The sequence below is a fragment of the Tumebacillus amylolyticus genome (assembly GCF_016722965.1).
GTDB classification, from domain to species: domain Bacteria; phylum Bacillota; class Bacilli; order Tumebacillales; family Tumebacillaceae; genus Tumebacillus; species Tumebacillus amylolyticus.
This window is the reverse complement of the sequence record NZ_JAEQNB010000001.1, coordinates 257679-279725: the sequence shown is the minus strand read 5'-3', so window position 1 is coordinate 279725 and position 22047 is coordinate 257679. Positions and strand designations below refer to the sequence as shown.

At 55.1% G+C, this 22047-nt stretch carries 23 protein-coding genes; 6 read left to right on the top strand and 17 right to left on the bottom strand.

Going from position 1 to position 22047, the window contains the following annotated elements; all coding sequences use genetic code 11:
- Positions 1-33 precede the first annotated feature (33 nt).
- The 9 genes from JJB07_RS01400 to JJB07_RS01360 all read right to left on the bottom strand — a co-directional run bounded on the left by JJB07_RS01400 (position 34) and on the right by JJB07_RS01360 (position 6737).
- Positions 34-1650: an ABC-F family ATP-binding cassette domain-containing protein gene (locus tag JJB07_RS01400; RefSeq protein WP_201630492.1), complete on the bottom strand. Its 1617-nt coding sequence runs from the start codon at positions 1648-1650 to the stop codon at positions 34-36.
- Between the two features lie 107 nt (positions 1651-1757).
- Entirely contained in the window at positions 1758-2762 is a 1005-nt protein-coding gene (locus JJB07_RS01395; protein ID WP_201630484.1) for a type I phosphomannose isomerase catalytic subunit, read from the bottom strand.
- A gap of 113 nt (positions 2763-2875) precedes the next feature.
- Complete coding sequence (locus JJB07_RS01390; protein ID WP_201630482.1) at positions 2876-3049, bottom strand: hypothetical protein; 174 nt, start codon at positions 3047-3049, stop codon at positions 2876-2878.
- A 68-nt stretch (positions 3050-3117) separates the two neighbouring features.
- Positions 3118-3645: a hypothetical protein gene (locus JJB07_RS01385; protein WP_201630481.1), complete on the bottom strand. Its 528-nt coding sequence runs from the start codon at positions 3643-3645 to the stop codon at positions 3118-3120.
- 17 nt (positions 3646-3662) lie between these two features.
- Positions 3663-4445 (bottom strand): hypothetical protein, encoded by a 783-nt coding sequence (locus tag JJB07_RS01380; protein WP_201630479.1) that lies wholly within the window; start codon positions 4443-4445, stop codon positions 3663-3665.
- Position 4446: 1 nt separating this feature from the next.
- Positions 4447-5043 carry a hypothetical protein gene (locus tag JJB07_RS01375; protein ID WP_201630477.1) on the bottom strand — a complete coding sequence of 199 codons (597 nt, stop codon included), beginning with the start codon at positions 5041-5043 and terminating at the stop codon, positions 4447-4449.
- Positions 5040-5546, bottom strand: a complete 507-nt coding sequence (locus JJB07_RS01370; RefSeq protein WP_201630475.1) for a hypothetical protein — start codon at positions 5544-5546, stop codon at positions 5040-5042. Before JJB07_RS01370 ends, JJB07_RS01375 begins: the two co-directional genes overlap by 4 nt.
- 13 nt (positions 5547-5559) lie before the next feature.
- Positions 5560-6093: a hypothetical protein gene (locus JJB07_RS01365; RefSeq protein ID WP_201630473.1), complete on the bottom strand. Its 534-nt coding sequence runs from the start codon at positions 6091-6093 to the stop codon at positions 5560-5562.
- 137 nt (positions 6094-6230) lie between these two features.
- Complete coding sequence (locus JJB07_RS01360) at positions 6231-6737, bottom strand: tetratricopeptide repeat protein (protein ID WP_201630471.1); 507 nt, start codon at positions 6735-6737, stop codon at positions 6231-6233.
- Positions 6738-6892: 155 nt separating this feature from the next.
- Between JJB07_RS01360 and JJB07_RS01355 the strand changes: the two genes are divergently transcribed.
- A complete protein-coding gene (locus tag JJB07_RS01355; RefSeq protein WP_201630469.1) occupies positions 6893-7240 on the top strand; it encodes a DUF1904 family protein in 348 nt (115 codons plus the stop codon).
- A 46-nt stretch (positions 7241-7286) separates the two neighbouring features.
- Here JJB07_RS01355 and JJB07_RS01350 read toward each other — a convergent pair whose 3' ends face one another.
- The 7 genes from JJB07_RS01350 to JJB07_RS01320 form a co-directional block, all read right to left on the bottom strand.
- Positions 7287-8111 (bottom strand): hypothetical protein, encoded by an 825-nt coding sequence (locus JJB07_RS01350; protein WP_201630467.1) that lies wholly within the window; start codon positions 8109-8111, stop codon positions 7287-7289.
- 17 nt (positions 8112-8128) lie between these two features.
- Positions 8129-8689: a C39 family peptidase gene (locus tag JJB07_RS01345; RefSeq protein ID WP_201630465.1), complete on the bottom strand. Its 561-nt coding sequence runs from the start codon at positions 8687-8689 to the stop codon at positions 8129-8131.
- A 118-nt stretch (positions 8690-8807) separates the two neighbouring features.
- On the bottom strand, positions 8808-9347 hold the full coding sequence (locus tag JJB07_RS01340; protein WP_201630463.1) for a chromate transporter: 540 nt from the start codon (positions 9345-9347) through the stop codon (positions 8808-8810).
- Positions 9348-9385: 38 nt separating this feature from the next.
- Entirely contained in the window at positions 9386-9877 is a 492-nt protein-coding gene (gene chrS, locus JJB07_RS01335; RefSeq protein ID WP_201630462.1) for a chromate efflux transcriptional regulator ChrS, read from the bottom strand.
- Positions 9878-9900: 23 nt separating this feature from the next.
- A complete protein-coding gene (locus tag JJB07_RS01330) occupies positions 9901-10806 on the bottom strand; it encodes an ABC transporter permease (RefSeq protein WP_201630461.1) in 906 nt (301 codons plus the stop codon).
- On the bottom strand, positions 10803-11759 hold the full coding sequence (locus tag JJB07_RS01325; protein ID WP_201630460.1) for an ABC transporter permease: 957 nt from the start codon (positions 11757-11759) through the stop codon (positions 10803-10805). The genes JJB07_RS01330 and JJB07_RS01325 overlap by 4 nt, the downstream gene beginning before the upstream one ends.
- Positions 11760-11787: 28 nt before the next feature.
- Positions 11788-13341 carry an ABC transporter substrate-binding protein gene (locus tag JJB07_RS01320; RefSeq protein WP_201630459.1) on the bottom strand — a complete coding sequence of 518 codons (1554 nt, stop codon included), beginning with the start codon at positions 13339-13341 and terminating at the stop codon, positions 11788-11790.
- Between the two features lie 173 nt (positions 13342-13514).
- Between JJB07_RS01320 and JJB07_RS01315 the strand changes: the two genes are divergently transcribed.
- The 4 genes from JJB07_RS01315 (at position 13515) to JJB07_RS01300 (ending at position 19055) form a co-directional block, all read left to right on the top strand.
- Positions 13515-14507, top strand: a complete 993-nt coding sequence (locus tag JJB07_RS01315; protein WP_201630458.1) for an ABC transporter ATP-binding protein — start codon at positions 13515-13517, stop codon at positions 14505-14507.
- A complete protein-coding gene (locus tag JJB07_RS01310; protein WP_201630457.1) occupies positions 14504-15445 on the top strand; it encodes an ABC transporter ATP-binding protein in 942 nt (313 codons plus the stop codon). The genes JJB07_RS01315 and JJB07_RS01310 overlap by 4 nt, the downstream gene beginning before the upstream one ends.
- Before the next feature lie 18 nt (positions 15446-15463).
- The gene (locus JJB07_RS01305; protein WP_201630456.1) at positions 15464-17074 is read left to right on the top strand and encodes a gamma-glutamyltransferase family protein; all 1611 of its coding nucleotides are present in this window, start codon (positions 15464-15466) and stop codon (positions 17072-17074) included.
- Between the two features lie 103 nt (positions 17075-17177).
- Positions 17178-19055: a 3'-5' exonuclease gene (locus JJB07_RS01300; protein WP_201630454.1), complete on the top strand. Its 1878-nt coding sequence runs from the start codon at positions 17178-17180 to the stop codon at positions 19053-19055.
- A gap of 176 nt (positions 19056-19231) precedes the next feature.
- On the opposite strand, the gene JJB07_RS23855 is transcribed toward JJB07_RS01300, so the two are convergent.
- Positions 19232-19354, bottom strand: a complete 123-nt coding sequence (locus JJB07_RS23855) for a putative holin-like toxin (RefSeq protein WP_236587550.1) — start codon at positions 19352-19354, stop codon at positions 19232-19234.
- A 191-nt stretch (positions 19355-19545) separates the two neighbouring features.
- On the opposite strand from JJB07_RS23855, the gene hrpB reads away from it, so the two are divergent.
- Positions 19546-22047 (top strand): ATP-dependent helicase HrpB, encoded by a 2502-nt coding sequence (gene hrpB, locus JJB07_RS01290; RefSeq protein ID WP_201630452.1) that lies wholly within the window; start codon positions 19546-19548, stop codon positions 22045-22047.

The window sequence follows — 22047 nt, the reverse complement described above, 5'->3', positions numbered from 1 at the left end:
ATGGCGGAGAGCTCCTCTTTTTGCAGATCGGTGTTACGCGTACATTTTTTCCAGTTGTTCCTTGATGCGGTCGTCGGCGAGGTACTCGTCGTAGGTGGCGGTTTTGTCGACGAGGCCGTTCGGGGTGATCTCCATGATGCGGTTCGCGATGGTTTCGACGAACTGATGGTCATGGGAGACGAACAGCAGGTTGCCGGTGAACTTGATCAGGCCGTTGTTGAGCGCCGTGATCGATTCGAGGTCCAAGTGGTTGGTCGGTTCGTCCATGATCAAGATGTTCGCGCCCGTCTGCATCATTTTAGACAGCATGCAGCGGACTTTCTCGCCGCCGGAGAGAACGGACGCTTTTTTCAGAGACTCTTCGCCGGAGAACAGCATACGGCCGAGGAAGGAGCGCACGTAGGTTTCGTCTTGGTCGCGGGTGTATTGACGCAGCCAGTCGACGAGGTTCATGTCGCTGTTCTCGAAGTACTCGGCGTTGTCTTTCGGGAAGTACGCTTGGGTCGTGGTGACGCCGAACGTGAATTCGCCGGAGTCCGGTTGGAGCTCGCCCATCAACACTTTGAACAGCGTGGTTTTCGCCAGTTCGTTCGGGCCGACAAATGCGACTTTGTCTCCGCGGTTGAGGGTGAAGGAGATGTTGTCGAGAACTTTCTCGCCGTCGATGGTGACGGTGAGGTCTTTGACGGTCAAGATGTCGTTGCCCGCTTCACGATCCGGTTTGAAGTCGATGAACGGGTATTTGCGGCTCGACGGTTTGATGTCGTCGAGGGAGATTTTGTCGAGCAGTTTCTTACGGGAGGTTGCTTGCTTCGCTTTGGACTTGTTGGCGGAGAAGCGACGGACGAACTCTTCGAGTTCTTTGACTTTCTCTTCCTTTTTCTTGTTCGCGTTCCTCATGAGAGCGAGCGCGAGTTGGGAAGATTCGTACCAGAAGTCGTAGTTGCCCACGTAGACTTGGATCTTGCTGAAGTCGATGTCGGCGATATGCGTGCAGACCGTGTTCAGGAAGTGACGGTCATGGGAGACGACGATGACGGTGTTTTCATACTTGAGGATGAAGTCTTCGAGCCAGCGGATCGATTCGATGTCCAAGTGGTTGGTCGGTTCGTCCAGCAGCAGGATGTCCGGGTTGCCGAACAGCGCTTGGGCGAGGAGGACGCGGACTTTTTGGGAGCCGTCGAGTTCTTTCATTTGCTTGTCGTGCAGGTCGGTGGTGATGCCGAGACCTTGGAGCAGTTCGGCCGCTTCGGATTCGGCTACCCAGCCGTTGAGGTCTGCGAAGTCGCCTTCGAGTTCGGCGGCGCGCATGCCGTCTTCTTCGGAGAAGTCGCCTTTGGCGTAGATCGCGTCTTTTTCGACCATGATGTCGTAAAGTTTTTTGTGGCCGAAGATGACGGTTTTGAGGACGTCGAACTCGTCGAATTCAAAGTGGTTCTGTTTGAGGATCGCGAGACGTTCGCCCGGGGTGATCGAGACTTCGCCTTTGGACGGTTCGATTTCGCCGGAGAGAATTTTCAGGAACGTCGATTTGCCGGCGCCGTTTGCCCCGATGAGGCCGTAGCAGTTGCCCGGTGTGAACTTGATGTTAACGTCTTCGAAGAGCGCACGTTTGCCGTAGCGCAGGGTGATGCCATTGGTGGAGATCATGTATGGATACCATCCTTCTGTTGGTTTTGTACCTGTATTTTTTGCTTGAAATGTGAAGAGTTATCTCAATCTACTACTATAGCATAACCAAGGGAAGAACGGAATTTTCAATGTGCCAGCAATTCGTAGTAGGTGCGCAGGAGGGTGAGCTGGGTGGAGGTGGTGAGGGTGTAGGATGAGATGGAGGTTGGGAGGAGGACGGTGTCTCCGGGTGCGAGGTTGAGAGTGAAGGGTTCAAGGTCTGAAGTGACGGTTTCGTGGTCGGGACGGAAGATCAGGGTCCCCTCCCCATCTGCTACGATGAGGATGTCGGGATTGGGGTGGTTTTTTTCGAGCGTGTGGGTGGTGTCTGTGAGGGTCAGTTTTTCGATGGTGAAGTACGGGCAGTGGAGTAGATGTTCGTGGGTGAAGTTGTTTTTTTCCAAGATGGTGCGGCGTTGGTTGGGGTTCTCTGTGGGAGTTCCGTAGGTCATGGAGAGGGCGGCTTTTTCAAGGTGCAATTCGCGTGGGCGGCCCCAATCGTAGACGCGGTAGGTGATGTCGGAACTCTGTTGGATTTCGATGAGGGTGGTGCCCGCTTTGAGTGCGTGCAGGGTACGTGAAGGGACGAAGATGAGTTGGTCGCGTTGAATTTCGAGCTCTTGCAGGTAGTCCACGACCTGTCCGTCTCGCACGGCGTTCCAGTAGGTTTCGGCGCTCGGGAAGGTATGTCCGTAGATGACGCTCGCGCCGGGTTCGTGGTCGAGGATGTACCAAGCTTCGGTCTTGCCGAGGCTTTGCTCCCACGCTTGGGCCTGTTCGTCGTCGGGGTGAATCTGCACGGAGAGGTGCTCGCGTGCTTCCAGAAATTTAATGAGCAAGGGGAATTGCGGGAGTGGTTGTGTTTGATTCATGCCCAGGTACTCGTCGGGCATCTCGGCGATCAACTCGACCAGCGTCTTGCCTGCGAGCGGTCCGTTGACCACGACGCTTGCGTCCCCCGGTAATCCTGAGAGTACCCAATACTCGCCAATCGGCTCCGAGGTCTCGACCCCGAAGCTTTTTTTCAATGCATCTCCGCCCCAAACGCGAGGTTTGATCACCGGAGCAAACTTCACCGGATACGCCCGCATCCGCCTCTCCTCCTCCGCAAATGCCTATCTTACTAAGAGGGTATGTCGGAGGGCTTGGATGGGTTCGGAAAAAAAGAGACCGACACCCGTGTGGGGCTCGGTCTCTTTTTCATTCAAAAAATCCACGTGTCAAACGCGAGCATGGCGGCGTAGACGAAGGCGGCGGCGGGCATCCAGAGGGCGTGGACGACGGGGTTTTCTTGGCGTCGGGCGAGGGCGATGAGGTAGCGGATGTAGCCGTATGCGATCATGAAGAAGCAGAAGATCAGGGCGAGGGATTCGAGCATGTGCGGGCCTCCTTGGGGCTTTTTGGGTTCCGAGATCGTTTCTATAAGGTTCGGAAGTTGGCTTTGGTTTATGGGAGGAGTCGGAGGGGGGCCAATTTTCCGTTGAGTGTGCGCAGTTGGGTGATCGTTTGGGTCGTAAGCGTGTTGAGCTGCCCGACTTGGCCGCCCTCTTGCTGAGCGGAGTAGAGCGAGGTGCGGCCGGTTTGGAGCAGGGTGTGGTTGGTGTCGGCGAGTTTTTGCAGAGAGCTGCCGGCGTGGGTGACGTAGGAATTGAGGTTGTCGAGGCCGGTGATGATCTGCGTTTCGCTGTCAGCCGTTGTACGGAGGTGGGCGTTCATCGACGCGAGATGTTGGACGGTGGCTTGCTCGCGCTGTTCGATTTGCGCAAGGGCGGTGGTGGTTTCGGTCAGCGGGTCGAGGACGGTGGACGTTTCACGAATGACGACGCGGGTGGAGATGATGGAGTCGTTGATGACCGACATGGAGGCGTTCATTTGCGATTGGACTTGGGTTTGTTGGTAGAGGCTGTAGCCGAACATGCCCACGCCGAGGAAGCCTCCGAGAAAAAGCAGGATGGAAAAAATTTTCGTGCTCATAGGGACGCCTCCTTGGGCTAAGGGATGAGGTTGCCGAGCAAACCGCCTACGGGGTTCTCGGGGTCGGGCGACGCGGGAGTTGCAGGTGCTGGATTCGAGGGCGTTGGATTTGGAATCAGGTCGCCTACGGTGCTTCCGAGACCGCCGAGCAGACCGCCGGTGGCTTTGTCTACGGTGCCTCCTTTGAGGAAGTCGTTGAGTTTTTGCAGGGTGTTCGGCAGGTTCAACGGGTCTTGCAGAATGTCAAAGACCGTCCCGAAGAGTTTGAAGGAGTCCTTCGACTTCGCAAGTTCCAAGAGCAGGGCATCCATCTGCCCGTTGAGTTTGTTGCTCTCGTTGTTCGCCGTGTTCAACGCGGTCGCGAGTTCGGTGAGAGTCGCGGCATTGGCTTCGACATCGCCGTTCATGGCTTGTGCTTGCTGGGCGAGAGCTGTGGTCGAATCAACGGAAGTTTGCTCGCGTTGCAGAATCTGTTCCATGAGGGCCACCCCGTTTGAGGTGAGTTGCTCCTGCTCCGCGAGTTTCGCTTGGAGGTCGGCTCCCGTTTTTTCTTGCTGTTGGAGGATCGCTTCTTGAGCGTTGAGTTGCCCGAGTTTGGTTTGGACTTGCGAGACCTCCCCTTGCAGCGACTCCGTATTTGCCAGCATGTCGCTCGTCGTGCCGCCGAGGTCTTGGAGCATCGTGATCAGATTCGGCGAGGTCGTCGGAGCTTGCGCAATCAACGCCGTCAGCCCGCCGATGCCCAGGACAGCCGCGCCGAGCAGGGCGAGGAGAGGCTTTTTTTCGAAGTGGAGTTTCATGTTAGTGGCCTCCTGTCTGCGGGAGAACGGCGGTCTTGGCGTTCATCTCGGCGAGGTCGGAATTGATGCGCTGTTGGTTTTGGATCATGCCGTCGAGGTTGGCGATGACGTCGCTGTTGACTTCGCGGATTTTTTGCAAGGTGGTGAGCAGGTCGTTGGCATGTTGACATGTGGAGTCGATGGCCGTTCCGGTGGCTTGAGTGGAGACGCCGAGCTGCGTGATCGTGCCGTCGATGCCCTTGACGATGCCGTCGAGTTGCCCGAGGCCGTCGCTCATCTGCGAAGTGGATTGCTCCAGTTGGTCGAGCGTCCCCGCCATGTGAACGCTGGCGGTGCGGAGGTCGTCGAGGCCGTGGAGTCCGTTTTTCATCTCGCCGGAGAGCTGTTGGGTGTGTTGGAGCTGGGATTTGAGTTTGTCAGCTTTCGTTGCCATGTCGTGTTGCAGGCTGACTTGCAGGAGACCGTTGATGCCAAGCGCGAGAAGGCAGAGGACGGTGAAAATTTTCGGGATGGTGAGCGTTTTCACGACGGGCGCGAGTTTGGCGGTCAGGGCGGGCTTCAGCTGGAATCTGGGTTTGGGATTCAGGTGAGGTTTCATTTCAGCACCCCCGGCACTTTGGCGTTCATCTGGTCGGCGTATCCGCGCATGGCGGCCATGTTGGTGGAGTCTCGCTTGACGGTGGCTTGGAGCTTGGTCAGCGCGGTGTAGAGTTCACCCGCCGACGTGTGGAGTTTGCCCATGTCGGTGGAGATGCCTTCGAGCGTTTTTTGCCCGTCTCCGCCGAGTCCCGCGAGAGATTGGTTGATTTTCAGCGTTTGGTCGTTGAGTTGGACGATGGTGTCGATGTGGGTTTGGACGTTTTGCGTGGCGGTGAGGGTGGCGGAGAGTTGCGTGTCCATCACTTGGGTGGTTTGGATGACGTCGTCGAGGGCAGCGTTTTTTTGCACGATCGCTTCTTGGATTTGGATCATTCGCGAAGTTGAATCTAGGCTTTGGTCGAGGCCCCGGTCGATTTTTTTTAAAGCATGTGTGGTCAGCATGGTGTCGGCCAAGAGCACGATGAGGACGCCGAGGCCGAGGATTTTCCAGACGGGTTTCATTTGGATTCCCTCCCTAGGGCATGGATTGTTCCACTTGTTTGGTGAGCACGGCGGCTTGGTCGAGCTTGTCGGCCATGGTGTCGTTGGTCGCGGCGAGTTGGTTCGCCGATGCTGCGAGGAGGGCGGTGGTGTCGTTCATCGATTGGATGGTGGTCTGTTGGCCGGTGGAGGAGCTGTTGATGGACGTCAGGTTGGTTTGCAAGTGCGTGGCGAGTCCGACGAATTGCTTGCTGAGATCGACTTCACGCTGGGAGAGTTGATCGAGATGGCCGAGCGAGGTCGCGGGACCGTCGAGGCCTTTTTGCAAGGTGTGGAGGTGGGCGTCGATTTGTTGCGTGGTTTCGGCAAGGTCGGAGATGTTCTGCATGCGCCCGACGATTCGGTCGTTGACGGCGTTGAGTTGGTCGTTGTTGGTGCCGATGTGCCGGATGTTGGTGAGCGGGTCGAGTTGGGTCAGGTCTTCAAAGGGTATGAGTGCAAGTCCGGCGAGGAGGAGGGTAAGCGCTGTCATGGAAGTCCATCGGAGGGCTTTGCGGTTGAAGTTCATGCGGTGCATCCCCTTTCCCGTTGCGTTCGTGGGTTTTAGTAGAGGATTCGGAGGGGCGAGGTGTTTTTTGACAATTCCGTGAAATAAAAAAAGGCACTTCGCAACGTGGATCGTTGGAAGTGCCAGATGCCTGCTCCTTACCAGGTTTCATCGAGATGGGCCGCGTAGTAGGAGAGGCCGCGTTTGAAGTATTGAAGTTTTTCGTCGGAGGTGGTCTCCAGCAGGTTCGTCAGCGCGAGTTCCATCGCTTCCTTGTAGTTCTGTGAATTGTACAAGGCCATTGCGAGAAAAATTTGGAGAGCGCGGTTCTCGGGAAACTCTTGCACACCGCGGCGCAGGGTTTCCACCGATTTCTCGTATTCGCCGAGCACGCGGTACGTGCTGCCGAGTCCGAGCAAGTTTCGTTCCAGATCAGGGCCGGAAAGTCCCAGTTCGACGGCACGAACGTAGTAGGGGATCGCTTCTCGTCCGAGTCCCAGATTGTCATGTGCCACGCCGGTTTGGAAGTGAATCTCCGCGTTCTCCGGGTCTTCCGCCAGCAAGTCGAAAAGTTGCGTGCGGGCTTGCTCTAGGATGGTTTGGTCTTGCTTGGCGCGGCCTTCCTCACGCAGTTGAATCGCTTGGTCGAGTCGTTCTCGCATCATGGGTGGGGTTCAGTCCTTTTCTTGAGTTGCCTTATTTTTCTAATACTTTACCACTAAATCGAAATTAGAAAAAGGCACCGCCGTTGCAACGCGACTTTTTTTGATACAATAGAGTCAATACGTTTAGCAACACGAAACGAAATGAGGGAATCAACATGCCATATATTCGCTTCACGGGATTCGAAACGGCGTTCCTGAAAAAAATCGCCGTGGAAGTCGTCACCCGCATCTCGGAGATCGTCAACATCCCGACGGAGATCATCAAGATTGAGAAGACCGCCATTGAACCCATCCTCAACTCCCCGCAATCGGTGGAGATTCAGATGTTCCAACGCGACCAGCAGACGCACGATGCCCTTGCGCTCATGCTTCATACGCTGTTGCAGGAGCACGGATGCTCGAATGTCCACATCTACTACAACCTGCTCTCGCCCGCCCTCTACTACAAAAACGGCGTCGCGCTCAACAAAATCCCCAAACGGGCGAACCCCGTTCATACTTGATAGAAAAAAAGAACCCTCGATCTGGGAATTGCCGAGGGTTCTCTTTTTATTTCGATTCGCTTTGCTTTTTCTGTCTACGAAGCGCCAAGATGGAGAGCGCACCTGCAATCAATGCTCCACCGCCGATGAGGAGGTTTTTTGTAGCCCCTTGTTCGGTCGGAGCCGTTTGAGCCGTGCCGAAACCACCGCCCATTTGAATAAGTTCATTGTCTTTGCCATTATTGCTACTGATTTTGTTAGATTCTCTCGCAGCCTTGAGGCTCTTCAGTTGAGATTGAAACTCAGACTTCGGAATGAGGGCATTCTTTTTCAACCCCAAAGCCAGGTTGTCTCTCATAGGAAGGATACCGCTATTCCCTGTTTCCGACTCAATCGAGACAGCATACAGCGCGGTGGACATGTCGGAAACGAGTTTGATACTGTCATCTGCTTGGATTCGCTTTTTCGCTTCCGCAAGGTCTTGTTCGAAAGTCAAGTTGCTTTGGATGTAGAAGACACCCCATTTCCCTTCCTTCTCCTGAGCAAACACGATCCCGCCCGTTTTTCCTTGGACATGAATCGGAAAGACGTATCCGGCGAAAGTGAGCGGGTCTGCGCTCAGGTCACTGTTGTTTGCCAAGTCGTAATAAGCGACCCCGTCTCCGAGGGAAGCTTTGGAGTATGACTCTTGCTCTGTTACTCCGAAGTTGTCCTTGGTGTGCTCCAAGGAATTCTTATAATTTTGAAAGTCGGCCTCGACCATTGATTTTACTTTTTGGTCAGCATATTGAATCTTAGGTTCCGGACTACCGGCAAACGCAGGTTGTTGGATCAGACCCAACGTGCAAGTTGCAAACAATACGAGGAACAGAGTAGTTAGAATTCGTTTCACTTTTGCACCCCTTCCCATTATACGTAAATTGCGTAGACACTGTTGACCCATCTAAATTTGCTGTTGCTCAAAAAATCTCCATAAGGAAGGATATTGTAGGTAGCGTTAGCCGGGTCAATGAAGTACACGTCTTGCTTAGAGAGAGATGTGTCTTCATAATACCCACGGATCACAAGTGCATGACCTGTTCCATCCGTATATGAGATCGACGCGACCATAGGTTGGCCGTTGCTCGCTTGGTTCGCAATCGTTTGGAAGGTCATCGTGGTGGCAATGTAGGAGGATTTAATGTTGTATTTCGAAAGCCCCCTTTGGACATCTGCAACTGTTCCCGTTACGTTAACGGGAGAGCCTTTTACATAGGTGACGATATCGCTTTGTGTAGCATTGGCTCCAAAATACTTCGCCACCATCTCCGTGGAAGCTGCCCAGCACCATAGGCTCTGCTGTTGCAGTGAAGCAGGCACTGACAACAAACGATAGCTCACATACGCGCTTGCCGACTGTGCGAACAACGCGGTTGAAATGAGCAGTGTTACGACCGCCAAGGACTTTCTGATTTTTTCTCGACCTTTCAAACCCCTCAACCCTCTCTATTACATTAGATAGCAAATTACTATATTAATAATAGGTTTCTATCGACTAAAAGACAACAAAAAAATCCTTGAGTTTCCTCAAGGATTTAACTTGATTTCCCTACACACTCGGCGTCCGGAAAAAAATCAACCCGAGCACCATCGCGCCGAGAATCACGTACGGCGCGTCGATTTTCAACCAGAACAGAGCCAGTGCCGCCGCGACTCCTACAGCGATCGGTTTCCAGTCGCCGAACGTGCTGTTCTGCGAGGCTTGCCAAGCGGTTTGCAAGAGCAAGACCACAACGACCGGTCGGACGGCGGAGATCAATCCCTTCAAATAAGGGCTGTCTTTGAACGTCATCAGCAGTTTCAGCAGGACGATCACCGCAATCGCGGTCGGGGCGACCATGCCGATCAGCGCGAAGGTCGCACCGAGGATGCCGGCGACTTTGTAGCCTACGAAGGCGGACAGTTTGGTGGCAATCGGACCCGGCAGCGTGTTGGCAATGGCGAGTGCATCGGCAAACTCTTGGTCACTCAACCAATGGTAGCGCTCGACGACCTCCGTTCGAATCAACGGGATGGCACTCGGCCCACCTCCGTACCCCAGCAGGCCGGCACGGGCCATCGCGAGAAACAAATACCAGATCGCGGACATGCGTTGCCTCCCTTCTCCTGATAAAAAGGGATGTTCTCTTACAGCTTCATCCCCATACGGCTTTTGTAGCGTTTGAGCAACATCTGGCAGTCTACTTTGAGAATGCCCGGCATCGCGTAGAGTTTTTCCAGCATGAATTTCTGCAACTCCATGTTCGACGTGAAGATTCCATGCATGTGCAACGTGCTCGGCCCGGTCATGTGATACAAACTCGTGACCTCCGGCTCCTTGGCAAGTTCCTGCGCCACTTGATCGAGGTGGCGCGGCTCGATGTCTACATTGAAGAACGCCGAAACTTTCATCCCCACCATCGCCGGATTGATGACCACCGTAAACCGCTCAATCACCCCAGCTTCACTCAAGGCTTGGATGCGGGTCTGGACGGCAACACGAGACAGACCGATTCGTTTCCCCAAGTCTGTGTACGAGATGCGGCTGTTCTCGTGCAGAACCTCCAAGATTTGTTTGTCCACGTCGTCCAGTTCCAATTTCGGCAGTTCACTTTCTGCGTCTGCGTACTCGTATACCATGCGTACTCCCCCTAATTACCCCGTTACCGTTTTAGTTTCGGATCGAGAACTTCCCGGATGCCATCCCCCAGCAAGTTAAACCCGAGCACCACTAAAAATATCGCAACGCCTGGCCAAAACGCAAGCAGCGGCTCAATATTCAGATACCCCTGCGCAATGTGCAACATCGAGCCCCAACTCGGTTGCTCCGGCGCCGCCCCCAGTCCGAGGTACGAAAGTCCCGCTTCGGCCACAATCGCCGCCGCCATCGACAGCGTCGCTTGGACGAGCAACGGCGCGAGGCAGTTCGGCAAGACATGGAGGAACATAATTCGGATGTCGCGCGCCCCAATCGCTTTCGCCGCCTGCACATACTCCAAGTTGCGCACCGTCAGCACTTGCGCACGGGTGATGCGGATAATCGACGGCAAGAACCCAATCCCAATCGCCACCATCGCGTTAAAAAATCCACCTCCAAGCACCGCCGCCATGACCAACGCGAGGATGATCGACGGAAAAGCTTGCATCGCGTCCACGACGCGCATGATGACCCATTCGTCCCAAAAACCCCGGTAGTAGCCGGTAATCAAACCAATCGGCACCCCGATCACGAGCGCGATGGAGACGGAGATCAACGCAGCTTCCAGCGAAAGACGAGCACCGTAGATCAAACGGGAGAACGTATCTCGCCCGAGATCGTCCGTGCCGAGGAAATGCCCGTTGCCCGGTTTCGCCATCAAGTTGTTGTAGTCTTGCTCAAAAATCGGGTCGTGGTTGGCGATCAACGGGGCGAAGATCGCCGTCAAAGTGAGCACGAGGATGATGACCCCGCCGACGACCGCCAATTTGTTGCGGGAGAACCGTCGCCAGAATTGGCGGGCACGGCTCTCCTTTTTTTGCAGGGGTACGTGGGTGTTCGTGTTTGAAAGTTCCGATACAGCGTGGCTCATCCTTCTGCCCCCTTCCCGACTTTGATGCGCGGATCGATCAGCGAGTACGTGAGATCGACGGCGAGGTTGATGACGACGACCAGCAACGCAGAGACGAGCACCGCCCCTTGCACGGTCACGAAGTCACGGGTGTAAATCGAATCGACGATCAGTTTGCCAAAGCCCGGAATCGAGAAAATCGACTCCGTGATGACCAACCCGCCGAGCAGTCCGGCAATCATCAGACCGCTGGTGGTGACAACCGGCACCAGCGCATTTTTCAGCGCATGGCGCAAGACGACGACGCGTTCGCGCTGGCCCTTGGAGTACGCGGTTCGAATGTAGTCGGCGTTCATGACTTCAAGCAGTGAACTGCGCAACATCCGCATCAGCACCGCCGCTTCCCGCATCGCAGTGGCAACCATCGGCAAGATCATCGCCGTCAGATTCGCCGCCGGATTTTCAAAAAACGGCGTATACCCCGACGCCGGGAACCAGCCGAGTTTGACGGCGAACAGTACGATCAACATCATCGCCAGCCAAAACGACGGAATCGACATCCCGCTCATCGCCAAAATCGAAGAGATGTAGTCCAAAAACTTCCCCTGTCTCGTCGCCGAGAGAATGCCCGCCGGGATCGCGATCAGCAGGGCGATCACGAACGTCCCGATCGTCAATTCCACCGTGACGGGCAGACGCTGTGCCAACAGTTCGGAAACCGGAGTATGGTCAACGAGCGAACGCCCGAGGTCTCCGTGCAGAACGCCGCCGATCCAATGCAGATACTGGGTGACGATCGGCTGGTTCAACCCGAGTTCTTCGCGCAACGCCGCAACCGCTTCCGGAGGCGCTTCCTGCCCGAGGATGACCGTTGCTGGGTCACCGGGCAGCATATGCATGAGGGAGAAGACCAAAACGGTTACCAAAAAGATGACCGGAACAGCCAACAACAATCGCCTGACCAGGAATGCCATGTGGATTCTCCTTCCTGTGAAAAGTGTCTTACTTGCTCAGGTTCACGGTGCGAATCAAGCCGTCCGGGACGTAGGTAAACCCTTGAACCGACTTCGAAAGGCCGAATACGTTGTTGGAGTGGTAGAGGTAGACATACGGGTTCTCGTCGTTGAGAATCTTCATCGCTTTTTCGTAAAGGTCTTTGCGCTTGGTGGAGTCGCCCTCCAGACGTGCGTCGTTCAGCAGAGAATCAACTTGCGAATTGCTGTAGCGCGAGTAGTTTTGCGCGCCGTTCGAAACGTCCCAGTCGTAGAGGTTTTGGTCCGGGTCCGGGCGGCCCGACCAGCCGAGTTGGACTGCTTCGAAGTTGCCGTTTTTCGATTGGTCGAGGAGGGTGCCGAACTCGACTTTTTCCAAGTTGACGGTGATGCCGGCCGGTTTGAGCATGTTCTGGATCATCTGGCCGAGCTGTTGGTTGGTCGGCGAGGTGCCGATCTTGAGGGTGAATGTGAAGCCGTCCGGCTTGCCGGCTTTTTTCAAAAGTTCCTTGGCTTGGTCGACGTTCGGAGCTTGGTACTTGTCGCTGTCGCCGTATGCAAATTGGGTCGGGGCAAACGGGGAATGGCCCGGCGTGCCCGCGTTGTTGAGCACAACTTTGACGATGGCGTCGCGGTCGATCATCAGGTCGACGGCGGAGCGGAGTTCTTTGTTGTCAAACGGAGCTTTGGACGCGTTCAGGTGGATGCCTTGGAAACCTTGGCCCGCTTGGTTGACGACGGAAATCTTCGGGTCGTTGGCGAAGTTCGGGATCTCCTTGGTCGGGAATACGTTGGTGATGTCGACTTGACCGCTTTTTAAGTTGTTCAGTGCTTGGGAGGAGTCGTTGATGACTTTGTAGACGACTTTGTCGAGGTGCGGGAGGTCTTTCTTCCAATAAGAAGCGTTTTTCTCAAGCGTCAGGGTCGAGCCTTTGACACGGTCTTTGTAGACGAACGGGCCGGTGCCGACGGGATGGTTCAGGAAGTCGTCGCCGTACTTTTTCACAGCGTCCGGCGAAACCATCATGCCGGCGCGGTCGGTGAGCACGGAGAGGAACGGGGCGAACGGTTGCTTGAGATCGATCTTGACGGTCTTGGGATCGACGACCGTTACTTTGTCGACCGCTTGCAGTTCGTTGCGGCGGGTGGAAGCTTTGTCCATGTAGCGTTCGATGTTGAATTTGACGGCGTCGGCGTTGAAGTCGGTGCCGTCGGTGAACTTCACGCCTTCGTGGAGGGTGAACGTGTATGTTTTCTGATCGGGCGACACGTCCCATTTGTCTGCGAGCATCGGGACGATGTTGCCTTTCTCATCGAGATCAACCAGTTTGTCATAGATACTTTGGAAGACCATGCGGTCGACCAGCGCCGTCGAGAAGCTCGGATCGAGTTTCGGCGGGTCCGCGTCCAGGGAGATGTTGAGGGTGCCGCCGTTTTTCACAGTTGCGGTTCCTTGGGAATCGGTTTTTGAAGAAGTGGCGTAGTTGTTCGAGGAACAACCGACCGTTGCCAGCATGGCACCTGCCAATAAAATCGTGAAGCTCAGTTGTAATGGCTTTTTCATCTGTCAAACCCCCTGGTGATGTCTTTTCGAAAGCAAAAACGCAATTTCGCTTTCGTTTCGTCTACCTTACACCAAAAGTATTTTCGGATCAATCAGAAAATTCGTTCTTGACTGAACAAAAAGTTTTTGAGACATTGGTACAAAGCTGAACAGCGAAAGTGAGGACAACAGCGATGGCCAACATCTTGGAAGTTCGTAACTTGAAGACTCAGTTCCACAGTGAAACACGCGTTGTTCCCGCCGTCGACGGCATTTCATTTGCTTTACAAAAAGGCGAAACCCTCGGCGTGGTCGGCGAATCCGGCTGCGGCAAGAGCGTGACGTCGCTCTCCATCATGAGACTGCTGGCCAAAGGTGCGAAGATCGCAGACGGCCAGATCCAATTCAACGGGCGCGACCTGCTCGGGCTCACCGATGCAGAGATGCGCAACGTGCGCGGCAATGAGATTGCGATGATCTTCCAAGAACCGATGACATCGCTGAACCCGGTCTATACGATCGGCAAACAGCTCGCCGAGATGACGATGCTTCATCGCGGCCATTCCAAGCGAGAAGCCCTGAACCACGCCATCGAGATGCTGAAAAAAGTCAACATCCCCCGTCCGGAGAAGATCGTCAACGAATACCCGCACCAGCTCTCCGGCGGGATGCGCCAACGGGTGATGATCGCGATGGCGATGTCGTGCGACCCGGATGTGTTGATTGCGGACGAACCGACGACCGCGCTCGATGTGACGATTCAAGCGCAGATTCTCGATCTCATGCGCGATCTGAGTGCGCGGCAGAACACGTCGATTCTGCTGATTACGCACGACTTGGGCGTGGTGGCGGAGATGTGCCAGCGCGTCATCGTCATGTACGCGGGGCAAGTCGTGGAGTCGGCCGATGTGCAGTCGTTGTTTGAACGCCCCTCTCATCCGTACACGCAAGGGTTGATGCGCTCGATTCCGAAAGTGGACGCCGATCTGGATCGGTTGGAGTCGATTCCGGGCTCCGTGCCGTTGCCGGGGTCGGTGCGTCAGGGCTGTCGATTTGCTTCGCGTTGTGAGCATGTCACATCGAAATGCTTGTCCGAAACACCGCCGCTGTTCGAACTCGGAGAAGGCCGGCAGAGTCGCTGCTGGTTGCAAGAGGAATCCGCATTGGAGGAGGTGCAACACGCATGAGCACGCTTTTGGAAGTCAAAGGGTTGAAAAAATACTACGGCACGCGCAAGGAAGTGGTGAAAGCGGTCGATGATGTTTCGTTTGCCGTGCAAGAGGGGGAGACGCTCGGCATCGTCGGCGAGTCGGGCTGTGGGAAATCCACGACGGGTCGGGCGATTCTGCGCTTGATCGAGCCCACGGAGGGCGAAGTTTTTTTCCAAGGTCAACTCCTCACTTCGTTAAAAGGCGACGCTCTGCGAAAAGCGCGCCGCGACTTGCAGATTGTCTTCCAAGACCCCTACGCTTCGCTGAATCCGCGGATGACGATCGGGTCGATTTTAGAAGAGCCGCTGAAAGTCCACGGCATCGGCAACGCGTCCGAACGCAAGGCAAAAGTGAACAAACTGCTTCAAACGGTCGGTCTCACCGAAGCCCACTTTGACCGCTACCCGCATGAGTTTTCAGGCGGGCAACGTCAGCGGATCGGCATCGCACGGGCGTTGATTACGCAACCGAAACTGATCATCGCCGACGAACCGGTTTCCGCACTCGACGTCTCGATCCAATCGCAAATTCTCAACCTCATGAAAGACTTGCAAGAGGAGTTCCAACTGACCTACCTGTTCATCTCGCACGACTTGTCTGTCGTGCGCCACATCTCCGACCGTGTCGGGGTCATGTACTTGGGCCGACTGGTCGAACTCGCGCCGAAAAAAGGGATGTACGAAACCCCGCTCCATCCCTATACACAAGCGTTGCTCTCCGCCGTCCCGCACCCGAATCCAAGCGAGAAGCGGGAGCGAATCGTGTTGACGGGAGATGTGCCGAGCCCGGCGAATCCGCCGAGCGGTTGTGCGTTTCATACGCGTTGTCAGGCTTGCATGGACGTGTGCAAAACGGAGCGTCCCGCTTTGAAGGAAACGGCGGACGGGCACTTCGTCGCTTGCCATCTGTATTAGAAAAAAGGAGGAGTTCTGATGAATCTCGATGCAATGCATCATCCCTATGCTTCGCGCCGGATGACTACGTACGCCCGCAATGGCATGGTCGCGACGTCGCAACCCCTGGCCGCGCAAGCGGGTTTGGAAATTTTGCGCAAGGGAGGCAATGCGATTGATGCGGCGATTGCGACGGCCGCTTGTCTGACGGTGGTGGAGCCGACTTCGAACGGAATCGGCGGCGATTCGTTTGCGTTGATCTGGACGAAAGGCGAACTGCATGGTTTGAATGCGAGCGGCCCTGCTCCTGCGGCGATCTCACTGGAAGAGTTGAGGAGTCTGGGACACACAGAGATGCCGAAGTACGGGTTTGTTCCGGTGACGGTGCCCGGCGCTCCGTCTGCGTGGGGAGAGTTGTCGGCGAAGTTTGGGAAGTTGCCATTGACAGAAGTTCTGGCTCCGGCGATTGAGTATGCGGAGCGCGGGTTCCCGTTGTCGCCGACGCTTGCGTATTACTGGGAGCGTGCGGTGAAGATTTTCAGCGAGACCTTGAAGGGTGAGGAGTTCAAGCATTGGTTTGAGACGTTTGCGCCGGAGGGTCGTGCTCCGCGTGTGGGCGAGATGTGGAGGTCACCGAACCATGCGAAGACGTTGCAAGAAATTGCGGAGTCGGGGGCGGCTTCTTTTTACAAAGGCGATCTCGCGGAGAAGATCGACGCTTTTTCCAAAAAGCACGGCGGGTATTTGCGCGGCGAGGACTTGGCGAGCTTCCGACCGGAGTGGGTGCAGCCGATCAAAGTCAATTATCGCGGGTATGATGTCTGGGAGATTCCGCCGAACGGGCATGGGATTGTCGCGTTGATGGCGTTGAATTTGTTGAAGGGCTTTGATTTTACGGAGCGCGAGACGGTGCAGGCGTATCATACGGCGATTGAAGCGACGAAGTTGGCGTTTGCAGATGGGCAGAAGTACATCACAGATTCCAATCACATGTCGGTGACGGTGGAGCAGTTGCTGTCGGAGTCGTATGCAGAGGAGCGTCGGAAGTTGATCGGCGACACGGCACGCCGTCCGGAAGCGGGAGATCCGCGAAGTGGGGGCACCGTGTATTTGTGTACGGCGGATGGTGAGGGCAATATGGTTTCGTTTATCCAGAGCAACTACATGGGCTTCGGTTCCGGCTTGGTCGTGCCGGGGACGGGGATTGGGTTGCACAATCGCGGGAACAACTTCACGCTCGATCCGACGCATGACAATCGTTTGGAGGCGGGGAAGCGTCCGTATCATACGATTATCCCTGGCTTTATGTCGAAGGACGGGCAGGCCGTGGGACCGTTTGGAGTGATGGGTGGTTTCATGCAACCGCAGGGGCACGTGCAAGTTGTGATGAACACGGTCGATTTCGCGCTGAACCCGCAAGCAGCGCTCGACGCCCCGCGTTGGCAATGGACGGACGGGTTGAATGTCGAACTCGAAGCCTCCGTGCCCGAGCACATCGTCGACGCTCTGCATCGCAAAGGCCACAACGTCAAAGTCGCCATCGGCCGCGGCAGTTTCGGACGCGGGCAGATTATCTGGAGAGATCAGGACAGCGGCGTGCTCGCAGGTGGCACCGAGATGCGTACGGATGGGCATGTGGCGGGGTATTAAGGAAAAAGACTGGATCGCGTAGGCGGTCTGGTCTTTTTTTGCCAATCGCGTGAATTTCGAATAAAGTAAATACTATCAAACGTCTATTGAGGAGTAATGTACATTGGCATTTATGATCCCGGAAACGATTCGCAGTTCAGCAACGGCTGGCGAACGGACTCTGTTTCAGACTTTGAAACAGGACCTGCCGGAAGACTACCTGGTCTATTTTGAACCGGAGATTAGTGGAAAGCGCCCTGACTTTGTCATCATTGGCCCTGATTTAGGAATTCTTGTATTAGAAGTCAAGGACTACACAAAAAATACGCTCTACCAACTCAACCGTGAGGAATGGACACTCCATACCTCCGGAGGAGATGTGCAGAAGGTAAAAAGCCCATTGTTACAAGCACGGCAGTATGCATTCCATCTCGCCGATCAACTCAAAAAAGACAAAGACTTGGTGCAACTCGAAGGAAAATATCATGGACATTTGAAATTCCCCTTTGGCTTTGGGACAGTTTTCACCCGTTTGAAGCAGGAGGACTTTATTCGTCATGATCTGTACAGTTTGATTGATCCGCATCTTGTGCTGTGCCGCGACGAGATTGATTTGGATGACGAGGACTATTCCCAAGAACATCTGGTGGAGAAGTTGCAGGGGATGATGCCCGTTTTTTACCGTCGATCGGAGCGATTAAGTGAGGCAGAGATTCAAGCGATCCGCTATCATCTGTTCCCGGAAGTGAGAATTAGTGCTGAGCACGGAGAGCCCGTTCGGTATCAAGACCAATGGCTTCTGTCCTTGCATAATATCAAGACGATGGATCTTCACCAAGAGAATTTGGCTAAGCAGTTAGGAGACAAGCATCGCTTGATTCGGGGCGTGGCGGGTAGCGGTAAGACGTTGATCTTGGCAAGCAGAGCTCGGATGTTGGCGAAGATGCATCCCGAGTGGAAAATTCTCGTCCTCTGTTATGGTGTCCCTCTGGCTCGTCGCTTAGAGGGAATGATACAAGAGATGATGAATGATTCGGTTTCCTCAAATATTGAAGTTCATAATTTCCATGCATGGATTCGAGATGTATTCCGACTGTACCATGACGAACAAATCCCCTTATTGCTTGAAAAGATTGAGAAGCGAGAAGCAATTTTACCTACGTACGATGCAATCCTCATCGACGAGGGACAAGATTTTGCGCCTGAGTGGTTGAAGTTGGTGGGCAGCGTTTTGAATGAAGAGACACAGTCGCTTTTGCTGGTGGAGGATCGAGCGCAAAACATTTTTAAACGCAAGACAAGCCTCAATCAGAATATAGGACTCGATTTCCGAGGACGTTCGAAGGTGCTGACGATCAACTACCGCAACACGGCACAGATCGTGCAATTTGCGTGGGACTTTTATCAGAAGCATTCGGTTTTGCAGGACAAGGTTAAGCAAGGAAGTACAGAAGGAGTGGAAATTTTACCTCCGCAAAGCACCAAGCGTCGAGGACCGAAGCCGACGATTCAGCGCTGTACCAGTTTACGGCAGGAGATGGAGTTTGTCGTCTCCAAGATCGCAGAGCTGTATCATCAGTTTGGAGTTCCGCTGTCGGAGATGGTGATTCTGTATCGGGTGAAGAACTCATATAGGGAGCCGTACATTGATACTATTCGAGGGCAATTGTATCGTGAGGGAATTCCGTTTTATTGGGTAACAGAGAGTGCGGAGTCCAAACGCAGGTTTGATCGAGCTCAAGAGACGGTGAAGATTTCGACGTTCGACAGTGTGAAGGGGTTGGACTTCCGTGCTGTTTTCATCGTCAATTTGGAAAACATGCCGTTTAAACGGGAAGAGAACGAAGAACGCGATGTTGCGTTGTTGTATATCGGGATGACGCGTTCCTTGCATTGGTTGACTCTGACCTACAGCGGCCAATCTGTCTTCACGCGCTACTTAGATGAAGTCGTGGTGAAACAACAGTTGGAATCGTCTGAGCAGCTTCGAGAGAAGGCGTAATGGAGCCGTTTAAGTTGAGAACCCCGCATAAGCTGTGTTAGAATGGAGATAAGAAAAAATGACCATAGGTGCGCTAACACCTACGGTCGTTTTGCACAACGGATACCCCCTCAGGGGTGTCGGCTCATTTTCTAGATGAGAAATAGATCGCTGAGCTGTGAGAACTCAAGGGCGATCTATTTCTTTTTCTCGTTTTGCATGTCAATCCAGTGCTTCATAATCGTCACGATCAGACTGAGGAATGCGATTAACAGCAATCCAAACTGAAGCATGAGCGACAATTCATCGTGGTTGGACATACTCTCACCCCCTTTCGTGGGGATGAGCCGATCACCCTTGAGGAGCCTATTCAGTTGTGTCTCTCGTATTCTACCATAGGAGAAACGAGTGTGGAACACTTGTTCTTTTCCTTTTGACTACAAATATAGATTGTAAATGAGACTAGATCGTCGTGGCGGTCTGGTCTTTTTTGTCGGATGGAGGTTTTGAGATGGCGGGGTTGCCGATTGATGTGGTGTTGCCTGAGTTGAAAGAGACGTTGCGCGGGCGGGTGAGTGCGGTTTTGGTGGCTCCTCCGGGGGCGGGCAAGACGACGCGGATTCCGCTCGCTTTGGTGGACGAGCCTTGGTTGAACGGGCAGAAGATCTTGATGCTGGAGCCCAGACGGCTTGCGGCAAGGGCGGCGGCGTCTTTTATGGCTTCGGTTTTGGGCGAGGCTGTGGGCGAGACCGTCGGGTATCGCGTGCGAATGGACACCAAAGTCGGTCCCAAGACGCGAATTGAAGTCGTGACCGAGGGCGTCCTGACCCGCATGTTGCAAGGGGATCAGGCGTTGGAAGGCTACGGGATCGTGATTTTTGACGAGTTTCATGAGCGGAGTTTGCACGCCGACTTGGGGCTGGCGTTGTGTCTGCAATCGCAGGAGATGCTGCGCGAGGACTTGCGCGTGCTGGTGATGTCGGCAACGCTTGAAGCGGAACCTGTTGCGGAACTGCTCGGCGACGCGCCGATATTGAAAAGTGAGGGTCGCGCGTTTCCCGTTGAAACTCGGTTTGCAAGCCGTAGAGCAGAGGGGAGAGTCGAACCTGCCGTTGTGCGCACAATTATAGAGGCGTTGGAAAAAGAGACCGGCGACATCCTCGTCTTTCTCCCCGGTACGGGAGAGATTCGGAGAACGGAAGCTTTGCTCGCGGAGCAGGGTCTTGGGAAAGCAAAAGTCCGTATCTCCCCGCTCCACGGAAGTCTATCTCGCGAAGAGCAAGACCTAGCGTTAACCCCTTGCCAACCTCATGAGCGAAAAATCGTGCTGGCAACATCAATCGCAGAGACTTCGCTTACCGTAGAAGGCGTGCGGGTCGTCATCGACAGCGGGCAGATGCGGGTCCCGCGTTTTTCTCCGCGCACGGGGATGACGCGATTGGAAACCACCACGGTTTCACGTCCCTCCGCCGACCAACGCCGTGGACGTGCAGGTCGTCTCGGGCCGGGAGTGTGCTACAGATTGTGGTCCGAGGCAGAAGACCAGCAATTGAAACCGCGCAGCACACCGGAAATTCTCGAAGCCGACCTCGCCCCGCTCGCTCTCGAACTGGCAACGTGGGGCGTTGCCGACCCTTCCGAATTGCTCTGGCTCGACCCGCCGCCCGCTGCTGCCTACGCACAGGCACTGACGCTTTTGCAACAGCTCGGCGCACTCGACCCCGATGGGAAAATCACCGCCCACGGACGGCGTCTGGCAGAACTCGGCATGCACCCGCGACTTGCGCACATGATTCTGCAAGCCGACCCCCTCGGGTACGGCGCGATGGCCTGTGAACTCGCGGCCCTGCTCAATGAACGAGACATCTTGCGCGGAGACCGTCTTGCCGATGCAGACCTTCGCCTGCGTCTCGACGTCCTCCGCGCCGTTCAGGAAAAAACGACGATGCCCGGCACCGCCGTCGACACCTCCGCCGCACGGCGCATTCTCACAGAAGCGGGGCAGTGGAAGCGGACTCTCGGTTTGAAATCGAACACCTTTGATTCAGACGCCGCCGGTCTGCTTCTCGCCTTCGCCTACCCGGACCGAATCGCACAACGCCGCACGAATGGGCGTTTTCTCCTGCAAAACGGGCGCGGTGCCGTCCTCCCGCAAGTCCAAGCTCTCTCCTCCGAACCCTACCTCGTCGCAGCCGAACTGGACGACCAAGGGACAGAGAGCCGCATCTATCTCGCGGCCCCGCTTGACCTCGAGATTTTGAAACTCCATTTCCAAAACGAGATCACCGACGAACGCCTCGTCGAATGGGACACCACCACCCAATCCGTCAAAGCTCGTACGCGTGAACGATTCGGTGCCCTGATCCTGCGCGACATGCAACTGACCAACCCAAGCCCGGAGGAAATCTTGCCGGCCCTGCTCCAAGGCATCGCCAGCGTTGGTCTGGAAAAGTCCCTCCCGTGGACCAAAAACGCTCGCCAACTTCAACAGCGTCTCTGCTTCCTCCACCATGCCGACCCCGCGAATTGGCCGGATGCCTCGGAGAAAGCGCTCACCGCAACGCTGCCCGATTGGCTTGGCCCGCATCTCTACGGAGCGAAAAACCTGAACGCCGTCTCACGCCTGAACCTGACGCAACTCCTCGAATCCCTTTTAACATGGGAGCAGCAGCGCGAACTCGAAGCCAGCGCCCCCACACACATCACCGTGCCGAGCGGCTCGCGAATTCCGATCGACTACAGCGATCCGGAATCTCCCGTTCTCGCCGTGCGTTTGCAGGAAGTCTTCGGTCTCCCCGAAACCCCGCGCATCGCACGAGGACGAGTGCCGATCCTGATGCACCTGCTCTCTCCTGCCCAACGTCCTGTGCAAGTCACCCGCGACCTCGCCAGCTTCTGGGCGAACGCCTACTTCGAAGTCAAAAAAGACCTCAAAGGCCGCTACCCCAAACACTATTGGCCCGAAGACCCGTGGAACGCCGTGCCGACAAACCGAGTTCGACCGCGCACCTGA

Coding starts and splice junctions, on each gene's coding strand:
- JJB07_RS01400 (WP_201630492.1), bottom strand. CDS start 1,650: ATGATCTCCACCAATGGCATCACCCTGCGCTACGGCAAACGTGCGCTC.
- JJB07_RS01395 (WP_201630484.1), bottom strand. CDS start 2,762: ATGCGGGCGTATCCGGTGAAGTTTGCTCCGGTGATCAAACCTCGCGTT.
- JJB07_RS01390 (WP_201630482.1), bottom strand. CDS start 3,049: ATGCTCGAATCCCTCGCCCTGATCTTCTGCTTCTTCATGATCGCATAC.
- JJB07_RS01385 (WP_201630481.1), bottom strand. CDS start 3,645: ATGAGCACGAAAATTTTTTCCATCCTGCTTTTTCTCGGAGGCTTCCTC.
- JJB07_RS01380 (WP_201630479.1), bottom strand. CDS start 4,445: ATGAAACTCCACTTCGAAAAAAAGCCTCTCCTCGCCCTGCTCGGCGCG.
- JJB07_RS01375 (WP_201630477.1), bottom strand. CDS start 5,043: ATGAAACCTCACCTGAATCCCAAACCCAGATTCCAGCTGAAGCCCGCC.
- JJB07_RS01370 (WP_201630475.1), bottom strand. CDS start 5,546: ATGAAACCCGTCTGGAAAATCCTCGGCCTCGGCGTCCTCATCGTGCTC.
- JJB07_RS01365 (WP_201630473.1), bottom strand. CDS start 6,093: ATGAACTTCAACCGCAAAGCCCTCCGATGGACTTCCATGACAGCGCTT.
- JJB07_RS01360 (WP_201630471.1), bottom strand. CDS start 6,737: ATGATGCGAGAACGACTCGACCAAGCGATTCAACTGCGTGAGGAAGGC.
- JJB07_RS01355 (WP_201630469.1), top strand. CDS start 6,893: ATGCCATATATTCGCTTCACGGGATTCGAAACGGCGTTCCTGAAAAAA.
- JJB07_RS01340 (WP_201630463.1), bottom strand. CDS start 9,347: ATGTCCGCGATCTGGTATTTGTTTCTCGCGATGGCCCGTGCCGGCCTG.
- chrS (WP_201630462.1), bottom strand. CDS start 9,877: ATGGTATACGAGTACGCAGACGCAGAAAGTGAACTGCCGAAATTGGAA.
- JJB07_RS01330 (WP_201630461.1), bottom strand. CDS start 10,806: ATGAGCCACGCTGTATCGGAACTTTCAAACACGAACACCCACGTACCC.
- JJB07_RS01325 (WP_201630460.1), bottom strand. CDS start 11,759: ATGGCATTCCTGGTCAGGCGATTGTTGTTGGCTGTTCCGGTCATCTTT.
- JJB07_RS01320 (WP_201630459.1), bottom strand. CDS start 13,341: ATGAAAAAGCCATTACAACTGAGCTTCACGATTTTATTGGCAGGTGCC.
- JJB07_RS01315 (WP_201630458.1), top strand. CDS start 13,515: ATGGCCAACATCTTGGAAGTTCGTAACTTGAAGACTCAGTTCCACAGT.
- JJB07_RS01310 (WP_201630457.1), top strand. CDS start 14,504: ATGAGCACGCTTTTGGAAGTCAAAGGGTTGAAAAAATACTACGGCACG.
- JJB07_RS01305 (WP_201630456.1), top strand. CDS start 15,464: ATGAATCTCGATGCAATGCATCATCCCTATGCTTCGCGCCGGATGACT.
- JJB07_RS23855 (WP_236587550.1), bottom strand. CDS start 19,354: ATGTCCAACCACGATGAATTGTCGCTCATGCTTCAGTTTGGATTGCTG.
- hrpB (WP_201630452.1), top strand. CDS start 19,546: ATGGCGGGGTTGCCGATTGATGTGGTGTTGCCTGAGTTGAAAGAGACG.